Origin of the sequence: Acinetobacter sp. ANC 4862 (genome assembly GCF_004336635.1) — a bacterium.
In the GTDB taxonomy this organism is placed as follows: Bacteria; Pseudomonadota; Gammaproteobacteria; order Pseudomonadales; family Moraxellaceae; genus Acinetobacter.
On record NZ_SJXH01000016.1, the window covers coordinates 55,215 to 68,924 of the forward strand.

At 38.5% G+C, this 13,710-nt stretch carries 9 protein-coding genes and 2 pseudogenes; 3 read left to right on the plus strand and 8 right to left on the minus strand.

The genetic code is table 11. From position 1 onward, the window contains the following. The 4 genes from E0409_RS08820 to E0409_RS08835 form a co-directional block, all read right to left on the minus strand. Positions 1-786 (minus strand): DUF1365 domain-containing protein, encoded by a 786-nt coding sequence (locus E0409_RS08820; protein WP_131289790.1) that lies wholly within the window; start codon positions 784-786, stop codon positions 1-3. A 19-nt stretch (positions 787-805) separates the two neighbouring features. After that, positions 806-2,074 (minus strand): NAD(P)/FAD-dependent oxidoreductase, encoded by a 1,269-nt coding sequence (locus E0409_RS08825; RefSeq protein WP_131289792.1) that lies wholly within the window; start codon positions 2,072-2,074, stop codon positions 806-808. Next, positions 2,071-3,054, minus strand: a complete 984-nt coding sequence (locus E0409_RS08830) for an acyl-CoA desaturase (protein ID WP_131289794.1) — start codon at positions 3,052-3,054, stop codon at positions 2,071-2,073. The genes E0409_RS08825 and E0409_RS08830 overlap by 4 nt, the downstream gene beginning before the upstream one ends. Before the next feature lie 128 nt (positions 3,055-3,182). After that, on the minus strand, positions 3,183-3,701 hold the full coding sequence (locus E0409_RS08835) for a lipocalin family protein (protein WP_502699809.1): 519 nt from the start codon (positions 3,699-3,701) through the stop codon (positions 3,183-3,185). Between the two features lie 1,258 nt (positions 3,702-4,959). Between E0409_RS08835 and E0409_RS08840 the strand changes: the two are divergent. After that, positions 4,960-5,741, plus strand: a pseudogene (locus E0409_RS08840) (transposase). Between the two features lie 293 nt (positions 5,742-6,034). Next, on the plus strand, positions 6,035-8,602 hold the full coding sequence (locus E0409_RS08845) for an EAL domain-containing protein (RefSeq protein WP_131289798.1): 2,568 nt from the start codon (positions 6,035-6,037) through the stop codon (positions 8,600-8,602). An 18-nt stretch (positions 8,603-8,620) separates the two neighbouring features. Here E0409_RS08845 and E0409_RS08850 read toward each other — a convergent pair whose 3' ends face one another. The 4 genes from E0409_RS08850 to E0409_RS08865 all read right to left on the minus strand — a co-directional run bounded on the left by E0409_RS08850 (position 8,621) and on the right by E0409_RS08865 (position 13,478). Next, positions 8,621-10,186 carry a sensor domain-containing diguanylate cyclase gene (locus E0409_RS08850; RefSeq protein WP_131289800.1) on the minus strand — a complete coding sequence of 522 codons (1,566 nt, stop codon included), beginning with the start codon at positions 10,184-10,186 and terminating at the stop codon, positions 8,621-8,623. 348 nt (positions 10,187-10,534) lie between these two features. Further along, complete coding sequence (locus E0409_RS08855) at positions 10,535-12,235, minus strand: NAD-dependent malic enzyme (RefSeq protein WP_131289802.1); 1,701 nt, start codon at positions 12,233-12,235, stop codon at positions 10,535-10,537. A gap of 250 nt (positions 12,236-12,485) precedes the next feature. Beyond that, the gene (locus E0409_RS08860; protein ID WP_131289804.1) at positions 12,486-12,986 is read right to left on the minus strand and encodes a Dps family protein; all 501 of its coding nucleotides are present in this window, start codon (positions 12,984-12,986) and stop codon (positions 12,486-12,488) included. 42 nt (positions 12,987-13,028) lie between these two features. After that, positions 13,029-13,478 (minus strand): universal stress protein, encoded by a 450-nt coding sequence (locus E0409_RS08865; RefSeq protein WP_131289806.1) that lies wholly within the window; start codon positions 13,476-13,478, stop codon positions 13,029-13,031. A gap of 131 nt (positions 13,479-13,609) precedes the next feature. Here E0409_RS08865 and E0409_RS08870 point away from each other — a divergent pair. Continuing rightward, positions 13,610-13,710, plus strand: a pseudogene (locus tag E0409_RS08870) (IS982 family transposase); the annotation flags it as partial.

Genomic DNA, 13,710 nt, shown 5'->3' on the forward strand with positions numbered 1-13,710 from the left:
TTATTGGTCCTTTTCTTTCTTAGGGTGCCGATGAAATGGAACTTTTTTCCACCATAATTTCAAGGCTTGAACATAGATGGAAACCACCATTTTGAAAGGTTCAATACTATGCATGAGAGCATAACGATGCAGTTGTGAAGGAAATGTGATTCTATTTAAACGAAAGCGCATGGTGGCATCGAAGATCAGTTGATGCTGTTGCAACAACTGCATATGAATCACATTCAGTCGATCAGAAAAATTAAATCGCCAACGGTAATCAATATCCATCGGCATAAAGGGCGATACATGAAAGGATTTGCCAAAATCAAATTCATAGCCCTGAAAATCACCATGTGCCTGAACCTGATCACGACAGTCATGCACATACACCTGACGTTCATTCCACGGCGTGTTGGTAATCTCGCTTAGAATAAACAGCGGTTGATGGTCTTGATCCAAAATGAAATAAAATACCACCGAATTGAAGCGAAAACCCAGACAACGGGGTAAGGCCAAAATACGGATCTGCCAGGTGGGCAACAATAAGGTATTCGCATATTGCAGCAGCGCTTTTTGTGCTTTTTGACGCAGAGTCCCCTGATAGGCCGTAAGAAAATCACGCGGATATAAGGTCAAAATATTCCAATGCCGAGATGACCAAAGCCATGATTTTTCAGTAATTGCCTCGAGTTGATCTGGGTCAAACCATAAGTAGCTTAAATTCGACTCAAAAGCGTGTGCTTTTGGCGCATAGCGTCTGTGACGAATTTTTGCGTCTGCAATGGCAAGCGAGGTATTTAACATCTGTGAGCTCCATGGCGAATCATGCTAAATGAGCCAATTGTTCAACCACACGGGCTGCACTGCGGGCGCCATCTTCATGAAATCCCCAGCCCCAGTAGGCTCCGCAAAATGAACTGCGATGCTGTCCCTGAATCTCCTGCCAGCGCGATTGTGCTTTAATGGCTTTTTCATCAAAAACCGGATGACGGTAATGCCGTTCTATCAGGATCTGACTTGGGTTTATGGGCATATTGGGATTTAGGGTCGAGAAAATCTGAGTCTTGCAGGGTAAATTTTGCAGCTTATTCATCCAGTAGCTAAAGCCATAATGAATGCCAGGCTCAGACACTGTTGATGTGCTCTGATCAGCTGTGACATGGACATGCCAACTTGCCCACTGTGAACGTCGTTTGGGCATGATGGATTCGTCATGGTGCACTACCATGTGATTGTCCTGATAACTGAAATTTTTCAGTACATCTAACTCTAAGTCGGTCGGATCTTTGAGAAGTTTCAGGCTGTCATCGGCATGACTGGCAAAAATAACCCAGTCAAAGGTTTGCAGTCCTTCGACAGTATCAATCAACACCTGATTCGCATGCCGGGTAACCCCATCTACCGCCAGATTTTTCCACTGAATCGATGGGCATTGCTGCTGAATCGCACGGATATAGGTTGCTGAGCCACCTTTGACCGTTTGCCATTGTGGGCGTTCTTTCAGCTGCAACATCCGGTGATGCTGAAAAAAACTGATCACAAACTTATACGGAATTTTACCGATCTGATCGACCGGACTGGACCATAAGGCACCACACATCGGATAGAGGTGTTCCTGACGAAATTCTTCCGAGTAATCATTTTGATTCAAATAAGCTTCAATGCTGAGTTCAGGATCATAATTCGCCACAGATAGATCTTTATTATCACTATAAAAACGCAGCAAATCAGAAAGCATACGGCGGAATTTTTTATTGAAAAAGTTTTGTGGACGCGTCAATAAAGACCATTTCTGCGACGGATTATATTGCAGCCCGGTGACCAGATTATTGACTGAAAACCCCATGTCACTGCTTTGGGCTTCCACCCCAAGTTGAGCCAGCATTTCACTGAATAAGGGATAATTAAAATCATTAAATACAATAAACCCACTGTCTACTGCAACTTGCTGCCCCTCGATCTGAAACTGATGGGTGTCAGTATGACCACCAAAATATATATTTTTTTCAAATACAGTAACTTGATGCTGTCCCGAAAGTTTCCATGCAGCATACAAACCTGAAATACCGGACCCAACAATGGCAATTTTCATGAACCTTCCCCATGTTCAACTTTATTTGAACTGATTTTGATTTTTGGTGCTGTCCTGATTCTTGCGGTATAGACCCGCTCAGGAATTGGTTTTAGTCCCCAAACTAACCCAAACCATGACATGATTTTCAGCAGGTAATAAGTCACATCAATTTGCCACCAATAAAAACCCTGACGAGTACTGCCTGCATAATAATGATGGTTGTTGTGCCAACCCTCACCCAAGGTAATAATCGAAAGGAATAGATTGTTACGACTATTATCTTGGGTTTCAAAATCCCGTGAACCGTATAGGTGTGCCAAGGAATTGATACACAAGGTGGCATGAATCAATAATACGGTTGAAATTACAAAGCCCCAGACCAAAAGCTGGGGCCCAGTAGTCGCCAATACCGGATATGCGACAGCGAGCCATTCCCCTAAAACATAGATTCCAACTGCTGTTGCTAAGACCACCGGAAGACTGAAACGATCTAACCAGATCAATTCAGGATACTTAAGCCAATCTTTAATCACTGCTCTACGGGTACTAAAATTTTGCTCATTCAGAAACCATCCAACGTGGCTATACCAAAAACCATGGGTAGATGAATGCGGATCTTGCTCGGTATCAGTAAAACGATGATGATAACGATGATGGGCAGCCCACCACAAAGGACCGCGCTGAGCACTCATCGTGCCAATCAAGATAAAAATAAACTGAACAAGCCGAGAGGTCTGAAAGGTTTTATGTGATAAATAACGGTGAAAAAATGCGGTAATTGCAAACATCCGGAGCAGATAAAAAAACAGCATAAACAGCACTGCAAACCACGATACACCGACCCAAAATACTGCCAGACATGCAAGATGCAATAAAATAAAGGGCAATATTCGCACCCATTGAATTTGGATGTCTTTAGCATGCCTGACGGGTTGCACTGTTGAGGTATTCGCATCACCCGACCAGCTATCCATCCAGCGTAGAAAAAATTTAAACATTGTTTCTTCCGGATATTGAATATTTATTTATACTTTTCATTCTAGGAAATGCGATATGAAATTTATGTGAAGCTTATGTCCTATTTCATACTGAGGCAACCAAGATTACCTCAGTATGAAGCGACCTCTTACTGTTGTGGTGTTTTGATTAAATTTGACAGATCGTAGCCATACTGACGTGCTGTTTCTAAATAAGATTGATAAGTCGCTTCATCTAAATGAGGATTTTTAGATAAAATCCACAAGTATTTATGCGTCGGTCCACCGACAAGGGCAACCTGATACTCAGGATCCACTCTTAACACCCAATAATCACCTTTAGTGAACGGCAACCATCTCAAACCGGCTGGAAGAAAACTCACCTTGAGTTTACTCATTCCCTTATTTTGAGGATAAGCTACCCCTTGTGAAGCGATAATTTTTCCTGTTTCAGTATGACAGCTATTTAAGACACCAATGCTATAATCTGAATTCACAGTGTAATCGGCAGTGGTATGACTGACACAGTTGCGCTGGAAATACATAGGTAAGTGCGAAATTTCATACCATTTTCCCGCATATTTCTGAACATCAATACGTTCTACTGCTTCGGGTTTTATCGATTCTGCTTGAACAGTTAAAGAAAAACCTAGACCAGCGAATGCCATTAAGCCAGTAGCTAAAAGAGGTTTGAGCAAGCTTTTCATTTTATGACCTGTTAGGTATTCAATAATTCAAAAATACACTAAAGGGATGTGAACAAACTGTGAAAAATTAAATAAAATCGAGATCTTAAAAAACCAAGTTGTTTTTAGGCAATCTCTACATACATTTTTCCCTTGAGTTTCACAAAAAATTCACCTGAACATCACTATTCTTCTCATTGAACTAGTACGTTAGTCGCTTATTTAATAAAGCGCTAATTCCTTTAAATTCGCTAGGATTAAAGGGAGAATTCAATGCTTTCATTTTTAAAAGAGTTGTTCTGTTTACATGCTTATGAGTATGAACAGGACGATAAAGGTAATGTAATTAAAGTGTGCCGAAAATGTGGCCAAACCAAATTAGGATATTCCTCTAACCCTCTCTAGCCGAACTTATTACGGCAAATGCTTACCGCATGTGAATGTCGGTAGGCTTTTTTATTGCGGGTATATTTTTAACGAATAAAATTAGCCTTTATATCAAAAGATACGCTGTTACTTTGAATTACCCCCACAGTAAGGTATGGCAGCTAAAATATTGAAATCGAGGTCTCGGAAGCCGTCGAGTTTCAAAGTAAGTCTTAGATTTATACGTACCATAAAAAGCGTCGAGCTAAAAAGAATGAACTGTTAATGACTATGGCAATCCAAGTCCGTTTGATGATTTGTAAGTTTAAATAATATGTGACTTTAGTCACATTAACTTACAAGTTAGTGATAATATTTTGAGTTTTTGTGATGAAACCTTAGTCAATAAGTGATTTAATCAGTCTCATAATAACAATAAACAAATATAAATAGAGAAGGGCAGCAGAAATTTAACTCTCTAATTCTTTGTTAGAAAAACAAGAGCAAAGAAGTAAATAAAGAATTAGAGGGTTACGCTTTTCTTGCCCAATTCACTACACTTTCCATCGTATAAATCATATGAAACGTGGATACAAGATCCGCAGTTTTTTTTTTGTTATTCCCAAGTAGAAATGCCCTAGATCGACATTTTCAAGGTCAATATAGGATTTAAGTTTCCTTATTGGATTACTTTTTTGTGCACTTCTACACGTAGCTGATTCCATTTTTTTGCTGTTCTAATTCTGCATGCTGCTATTGAATATATTGCTAATACAGAACTTAAAACAACCTGAATCGCGGATAAGAAATTAGCTTGAAAAAAAGGACTGGAAACTATTAGGGGGTTACCACACCACCTATTCCTTCAGCCACTATGTTCGATTTTACATATTTCTTCTGCATGCTTGATGACTTTTTTTAAAAATTCGAAGCAACCTATTGGGAATTTTTTAAAACATAGCAACAAGCATTTGAGAATGCGGTCTTCTTAATTGAAAATTTCAGAAATTGTGTTCATCGCCATTTGGTAAAAATGATGACATTTCAACAATTTAAAAGCATTATTCTTTTCATCAAAACAGAATCACAGTCAACTGTTTAGATATTTACTGTGTTACCAGCAGATGATTTATCTTATCAGAATATATCAATTGGCATTGCTTTGATGAAAGATTGCCCAAGCAATCATTTTTTATGCACAGATTCAACTACGCTACCTGTATGTAAAAATCAGCGGATTCAACGGCATCAATCTCTAGCAGCGATTGCAACCCTCGGCAAAAGCTCAATGGAATAGTTTTTTGGCTGCAAGCTGCATTTAATCATGAACCAATCAGGAGACATGGGCAGTACAGCTTTATCGAATGGGCATACAGCCGATACTAAAATGGTTGAACAGTGGGTAGAAGGATTAAAAGCACAAAGTACTGATTTAATCACATTTCACCGAAAGAATATGGAATTTTTTGAACTCTCTAGCTCAGATGAATATCACTTAAAGCAGCGTAATATAATAGCAACTTTATTCAGCTTATTAAAAGGTAGATATAATTTGGTCACCAGTAAAACGAGTAGTATTGAAGGATATTTAGCTGGAATTATGCATCTTTATGTGCTTACCCATTAGATCATCGAAAAAATCAACAATTTAATTAATAGAATCAATTGCTTAAACAGCATTTGGATTATAGAATACTCATTAAACCTAGTGTTATGAATACAATTATTAATTGAGAGTATTCATTTTAATCGGGGGCTATAACATGATGTACGCGATTGTCTAATTTTAAGTCTCACATCTATAAAACTTACAGATAATTATATGTGAGGATTATCACATTTTTGTTATATTGTTTAAGTGAGATTAGTAATCAATATTTAGATCTAATTTAAAGAATTTTAGTTGAGAATCTATCAAAAATGCGCAATACAACTCAAGGATATGCTATATGAGTCAAACAGCGAGTTATTTAGAGACTCAATCTATCTTTAATTTAATTGGGCAGCATGCCAACTTAGCACTTATCTTTCAGACTGTCAGTGAATGGTTAGAAGCTCGGATACCGCATTCAATGGTATCCATTATGTTGTACTCAGAAACTGAGCAAACTTTAAATCTGATCAGTGGTACAAAGCATTTTTCTAATCGATATAAAGAAGCGATTACTAATCTAAAAATAGGGGAAAATGTGGGTGCGTGTGGGGCAGCAGCTTTTCATCGAAAACTCATTATTTGTGAAAATTTAGCACTTGATAAGAACTGGGAATCTTTCAAGACCGTGATTCAAGAAGAAAATCTAAATGCTTGTTGGTCTACTCCTATTATTAATGCACAAGGAAAACTCTATGGTACCTTTGGCACATATTATCGTTCTCCTAAATGTCCAACCTCTACTCATATTAAATTAATTCGTCATGCAGCATCTTTAGTTGCCTTAAGCATGGATCTTCATGCAGAACGACAAAAAAGCCTGAATCTTAATGATAAATATCGATCTTTCTTTAATTACCATCCGGATGCAATTTTTGAACATGATCTTGAAGGCAGTATTATTGATGTTAATCTTGCCTCTAAAGACATCACTAAATCTAGTCATGAACAGATGCTGGGCTTACATTTCTCGAAATTTATTTGTGCTGGATCTCAGGCCATAGCTGAAACTGCTTTTGAACAAGCGGTGAACGGCAATGGTCAGCACCTGGAAATCCAAGCGATGAACACCTTAGGGGAATGTTACTGGTTGGATCTCACTTATTTACCGATTAAACAAGCTCAACAGGTGGTTGGTGTATTCGGTATCGCTCGTGATATTACATCTCGGCGTGAAACCGAAGAAATGCTGCGTCTGCTTAAACGTAGTGTCGATGCTAATCCTCATGGCATCGTGTTGACCAAAGCGACCCAGAACCAAGCTATTGAATATGTTAATCCTGCTTTTGAAAACCTGACCGGTTATACGAAAGAAGAAGCGATCGGTCAGAATTGTAATTTTCTGCAAGGTCCGGATACAGATACTGAGACGGTGAATCAAATACGCAGTGCGATTAAAGAACAACAGGAAATTCAGGTCACCTTAAAGAACTATCGCAAAGATGGTAGCTGGTTCTGGAACCAACTGATATTAGGACCGGTTTTTGATGACAAGAATGTTTGCACACATTTTATTGGAATTCAGCAAGATGTCACTCAACAACGGGCAAATAGCGAATATATCGCCCGTCAGCAAACCCATGATAGTTTAACGGGATTAATTAACCATCATACCTTTGAAGAAACATTGGATGTAGCATTCTGCATACAACATGCGAGTCATCAATCCTTGGTTGTCATGTATATAAATTTAGATGACTTCCAACCTTTAAATCAAAGCTTGGGGCACGTCATTGGTGATCAACTCCTGAGTGCAGTAGCAAATCGCCTGCGTCAGGTCATTCAAGAAGAGGACGTGGTGTCTCATTTTTCAGGAGATGAATTTGCCATACTTCTGAATAAATGTCATGACTTAAAAGAAGTCGCTGTTATTGCAGAACAAATATTAAAGAGTTTATCCGTTCCATTTGATATTGATAATCATAAAATCCATATTAGTGCCAGTATCGGCATTGCAGATAATGACCCTCAGATAGAAAAGTCTAAACAATTGCTCCATCATGCGATACATGCCATGAGTGAAGCAAAAAAAGAAGGTGGAAATACCTGGCATTGGTATGCTTTTAATGCAACCCGTACCCCCAAAATTGATTACGTGCTTATGCGCCATGAATTAATGCTCGCCCTTGAAGAAAAACAGTTTAAGCTAGTTTATCAACCGGTTATTGACGCTCACTCAGGCCAATTAAAAAGTGTAGAAGCCTTAATCCGTTGGCAGCATCCACAAAGAGGTTTGATCTCTCCCGCAGACTTTATCCCGTTTGCTGAAAGAACCGGTCAAATTGTAGTGATTGGCCAGTGGGTTTTACAACAAGCTTGTCAGGATATTATGGAATGGAATAAGAAACATGCTGCTGCCCTCAGTGTCGCAGTCAATCTTTCTCCCTTGCAATTTAGACGTACAGGCTTTCTGCATGACTTGCAAAAAACACTTGCAGATACACAATTGCCACCCGAGTTGTTAAAAATTGAAGTCACTGAAACCATGTTAATTGCAGGTGCTGATCGTTCTTCAGAAATTTTAAAAGCTGTGCGTGATTTAGGTGTCAAGGTGTCTGTAGATGACTTTGGAACAGGCTACTCCAGTCTGAGCTATCTACGGACTTTACCGATTGATGAAATAAAACTTGATCGCAGTTTTATTGAACATTTACCTGGAAATGAAAAAGATAGCGCTATTGTTGCAGCCATTATTGTCATGGCCCATCAACTGGGATTAAACGTGGTTGCTGAAGGCATAGAAAATCACGCTCAGGCTCAGTTCCTCAGAAAATATAAATGTAATTATTTTCAAGGCTACTATTTTGCTAAACCGGCTTGCCTTGCAGAACTCAAGCTTAATTATAAACAGGTAGAATTATTATGAAAAATAGAGTTCCACTATTTAATAACGAATACAGTTACGTCCGCTATTTTTAGCTTGATAAAGTTTATTATCTGCCATTTTAAAAATTTCAGTCACATCGTCTGAGTTTTTAGGCCAAAATGCCATTCCAACAGATATCGTAACTGGTCCGATAGAGTTGATGTTGCTTGATTCGATAGTCTTTCTTAAACGTTCGGCAGCATTGTAGGCGACCTTGGAATCAGAAGTCATCATTAATACAATAAACTCTTCCCCTCCTATCCGACAACAAATGTCTTCGTCCCTGAAATTATTTTTCATAAAATGGGCAAGGGTTTTTAAAACGGTATCCCCTTGATCATGACCATAGCTATCATTCACATTCTTAAAAAAATCGATATCAATCGCCAGAACAGCAAAACTTCTGCCTAAACTCACCAGTTCTTTTAAGAAGATTTGCATACCCCGTCGATTATATAACCCCGTCAGTGGATCGGTATTCACATGTTCACGCAATTCAGTAATCTTCTCACTGAACGCTTGTGAACTGAGTAGCAAAGACGTTCTAAACTTTAATACTTCAAAATACCAAGGATCAACTTGTTTGATTTTATCTTGAATGTCTGGCTGATTGAGCATGCTGGCCATTTTGGCCAAGCTATTTAAAGGTGAAGAAATAAAGCGCGACATTCTCCAGACGATAAAAAATATAAAAAAATAAAAGATAAAAATGATAATGGAGACTTTCAAAAGAATAGCATTGGCCTGCTTTAACAACTCTTCTGTCGGTTGCTGAGAAACTACGATCCAATTCACACTCGGAATGTATGCAAAACCTGCCAAATTTTCGACACCACGACTATTGATTAACCGGACACTCCCCATCCGTGTACGTACCATATAGTCCAGACCATTATTATTGATAATTTTTTCTCCAATTCTTGAATGATCAGGATGAAAAATAATGCGATTATCCTGATCAATGACGTACATATAACTTTTTTTAAAGTCATACTCGGTGGAGAGCATTTTCTGAATTAGATTATTCTTTTGCAAATAAATCGTGCCACCCATCATGCCGCGATAATTTTTATTTTGGTCATAAATAGGTTGAGACAGGAGTACAACAAGATTATGTTTAACCGACCAATAAGGCGAAGAAATATAAGTCGTTTTATGCTTTAAGGATTCAGTAATTCCCACTGTTTTATATAAAATCTGGGTATTCAGATTTAAACTTTTAGGTTCAAAAGAGACGATTCTTGTTTGCTTATCAACAATTAATACACTATTAAATTTATTTGATTGGTTTTTAATCCGTCTCACTTCTTCTTGTGTTAATTGATGATTAGAAAAATCCTGTCCTAACAGGTCAGCACTATACTTTAGCTCATTCAGCATATCACCGAAATGCTGATCTGCACTGGTGGCAACCTTTGACGCATATTTGGCATTGACTGAAAGCGAGTTCTGAATCAGTTGTTCTTTAATCACATAATTGAGAATAAATACAGAAACAATAAATAAGCATGAAACACTGATGATGGTCGAAATCAGGATCAATTTTCGAAGATTTAATTTAAGTGCCAAAAGAATCTGTTTCAAAAACCGGATCCAAAAATATTGTGACTATATTTACACTTTATAACATATACGCCAAATAACTTAACAATTTGATTTGTAATAAACCTGATTATGTACATTTTTTAATTGCAATAAAATAAAAGTATGGATTGAAATACTTAAAGATAGCGTGATTTATCTGCTTTAAACTTCTGCACTTTAATCCCTCATTTTCCTGAAATTTATATATCATGCTATTTAGAAAACCACCCCATTTCCAGTTCAATCAGCAGCTAAACGAATGACTCTTTATGTAAGAAACCGAGCTACTTACATAACTCGGTTAACTCTCCGATATTCACTCAGCGAGTAAAACGACTTTCATGAAAATTAGAATGTGACACGCTTATAATCACGGTAGTTCGGCTTCCAGAAATTCGCTTCGATGGCTTGAGTTAACAACTCATCAGAGATGAGCGGTGCAACCCCTGCTTCCATTGCTGCTTTAGCCACTTTAAATGCAATAATCTTAGATACCTGCTGAATTTCATTCAAATCAGGGAGTAGATCGGCTTCTGGATTCTGCAACATGGGTGAGCATGCTGCCAAGGTATTACTCGATGCTATCAGCATACTGTCGGTTACCCGAGTTGCACCCGAGGCAATCACCCCCAAACCAATGCCAGGAAAAATATAAGAGTTATTACATTGCGAGATGTTATAAATCTTACCTTTATAATTAACAGGCGCAAATGGGCTGCCAGTCGCGATGAGTGCCCTGCCTTCGGTCCATTGCAAAATATCTGCTGGCACGGCTTCAACTTGTGAAGTCGGATTCGATAAGGGCAAAACAATGGGACGTTCGCAATTAGCTGCCAGTGTCTTGATGATCTCTTCAGTAAATAAACCTGCTTGACCCGACACACCGATTAACACCGTTGGTTTGGCATTTTGGACTACATCGAGCAAGGAAATAATTTCTTGCGCATTGCCCCAGTGCTCCACATTGTCTGGTTTTTGCGCGAGCTTACGTTGAAAATCAAGCAAATTTGGCTGATTTTCAGTGATCAGCCCAAAACGGTCAACCATATAAATACGAGCACGTGCCTGCGCATCTGTTAAGCCTTCAGTCACCATTTGCGCCACAATTTGTTCAGCAATACCACAGCCAGCTGAGCCTGCACCCAAGAAGGCAATTGTCTGATCTTTCAGTTGTTTACCTGCAGCATGCGAAGCAGCAATTAAACTGCCCACGGACACCGCAGCCGTACCCTGAATATCATCATTGAAACAACAAATTTGATCACGATATTTATTTAATAAAGGCATAGCATTTTTTTGGGCAAAATCTTCAAATTGAATCAAAGCTTTTGGCCAACGACGCTGAATGGCTGCAATCACATGATCGACAAATTCATAATATTCATCTCCACTAATGCGTGGCTGATTCCAGCCCATATAAATAGGATCATTTAGCAATTGCGGATTATTGGTACCGACATCTAAAGTAATCGGTAAGGTATAAGCTGGACTTATGCCACCACATGCAGTGTATAAAGACAATTTTCCAATCGGAATGCCCATTCCACCAATCCCTTGATCACCCAAACCTAAAATACGTTCACCGTCAGTAATCACAATGACTTTGACATTTTTTTTATTCACATTTTGTAAAATATCATCAATATGGGCTCGATCTGGGTAAGAGATAAAAATTCCGCGATGGCGGCGATAAATATCGGAAAAACGCTGACAGGCTTCACCCACTGTTGGAGTATAAATGATCGGCATCATTTCAGTTAAATGATGCTCAATTAAGTGATAGAACAAAGTTTCATTGGTGTCTTGAATATTGCGCAGGTAAATGTGCTTATTGATCGCATCATTAAAAGCACAATATTGTTGATAGGAACGCTGGCTCTGCTCCTCAATGCTTTCAATTACATGGGGAATGAGGCCGTGCAAATTAAAGTGACTACGCTCTTGTTCAGTAAATGCAGAACCTTTGTTTAACAAGGGCAGTTCTAAAAGGGTATTACCCGCATAAGGAATATATAAAGGGTGCTTTTGAGCCAAATTCTCAGTTGTCATTTCCAATCTCATTTTGACGTATTGTCGATGGGATTCAGAAGAATGAATTCCATCTGACCAGAGTCTAGCTTAGCCCTATTTGGTGACAATTTGATATTTATAAGCTTGATAGCAATCCACAAGTGATTTTATCCGTGAATAAAAATAGCGAGTAAGCCACATTTAATCGGCAAAACAAAATCACTGTTCTTAAATCAAGAATGATCAGTCCGCCAATTTATATAAAAATTGGCAGACTGACTCTAGATTGCTACTCTTCTAAAAGACTTCTTAACATCCAGGCTGTTTTTTCATGGACTTCAAGTCTTTGTGTGATCAGATCAGCTGTTGGCTGGTCATTCACTTCATCCACGAGGGAAAAGAGACTTCGAGCAGTTCGCGCAACAGTTTCATGTGCATTAACCAGCAGGCTGACCATTTCCTCGGCTTTAGGAACACCTTCTACTTCTTTAATTGCAGTTAATTTTACAAATTGTTTATAGGTTCCAGGAGCAGGAAAGCCTAAAGCACGAATTCGTTCAGCAATGATATCCAAGGCATTCCATTGCTCCGTATATTGAGTCATAAACATGTTATGTAAGCTATTGAATTGTGGCCCAGTCACGTTCCAATGAAAGTTATGGGTCATCAAATACAAGGTATAGCTATCCGCTAGCAGTTTGGATAAACCTTCAACAATTTTGGCACGATCACTATGAGAAATGCCAATATCAATTTTCATTGTTTTAGATTCTTTTTTAGAACTCGCCATTTTTAGACTCCTTATATTTTAAGTATATATTTTATATAGACATTAATATTTTATGACCATCACTGGCAATTCCGTTGAGCAAAGTACAGCTGTGGCCACACTTCCAAGTCTCCATTTTTTAAAACCTTTACGCCCATGCGATCCCATTACAATGAGATCAGTTTCAAGCTGTTTGGCAGTTTCAACAATACCTTCTTCAAGCAGTACGCTTTTTAGGACTTTTGTTTCTACTTGAACGCCCGCCGCATATGCAATTTCGCTTGCTTGTTTTAATATCTCTTCTGCATTCGCATAGGCCTGGAGAAAGTGTTCTTTCATTGGAGCAGATACATAATAGTAATAGAAATCTGCATCTGTAAATGGATCTTCTGAAACCAGACTAATTAAGGTCAACCTGCTATCGAAAACCTTAGCAATTTCGACCGCATGTTTTACCGCTGAGAAAGAAATTTTTGAGCCATCGACGGGTACTAAAATATTCTGGTATGACATCGGTGAAACTCCAAATATTTACCTTTTATTGAATTATAAATAACCCGAATTACGGATAAGAAAACCGCTTGAAAAAAAGATGGCTAGAGCCATTTAGAAAGTTACTACACAAACCAAAGACTCTAACCACCATGTCTGATTTTACAGAAATCTTCTGTGCCATTGATGATTTTTTTAAGAAATTTGAACCGATCTATTGGCAATTTCTCAAGCAGGAAAATAAGCGTAAACG

Bases quoted from the DNA above. Each gene is read 5' to 3' on its own strand.
- E0409_RS08820 (WP_131289790.1), bottom strand. From the start codon at position 786: ATGTTAAATACCTCGCTTGCCATTGCAGACGCAAAAATTCGTCACAGA.
- E0409_RS08825 (WP_131289792.1), bottom strand. From the start codon at position 2,074: ATGAAAATTGCCATTGTTGGGTCCGGTATTTCAGGTTTGTATGCTGCA.
- E0409_RS08830 (WP_131289794.1), bottom strand. From the start codon at position 3,054: ATGTTTAAATTTTTTCTACGCTGGATGGATAGCTGGTCGGGTGATGCG.
- E0409_RS08835 (WP_502699809.1), bottom strand. From the start codon at position 3,701: ATGGCATTCGCTGGTCTAGGTTTTTCTTTAACTGTTCAAGCAGAATCG.
- E0409_RS08845 (WP_131289798.1), top strand. From the start codon at position 6,035: ATGAGTCAAACAGCGAGTTATTTAGAGACTCAATCTATCTTTAATTTA.
- E0409_RS08855 (WP_131289802.1), bottom strand. From the start codon at position 12,235: ATGACAACTGAGAATTTGGCTCAAAAGCACCCTTTATATATTCCTTAT.
- E0409_RS08860 (WP_131289804.1), bottom strand. From the start codon at position 12,986: ATGGCGAGTTCTAAAAAAGAATCTAAAACAATGAAAATTGATATTGGC.
- E0409_RS08865 (WP_131289806.1), bottom strand. From the start codon at position 13,478: ATGTCATACCAGAATATTTTAGTACCCGTCGATGGCTCAAAAATTTCT.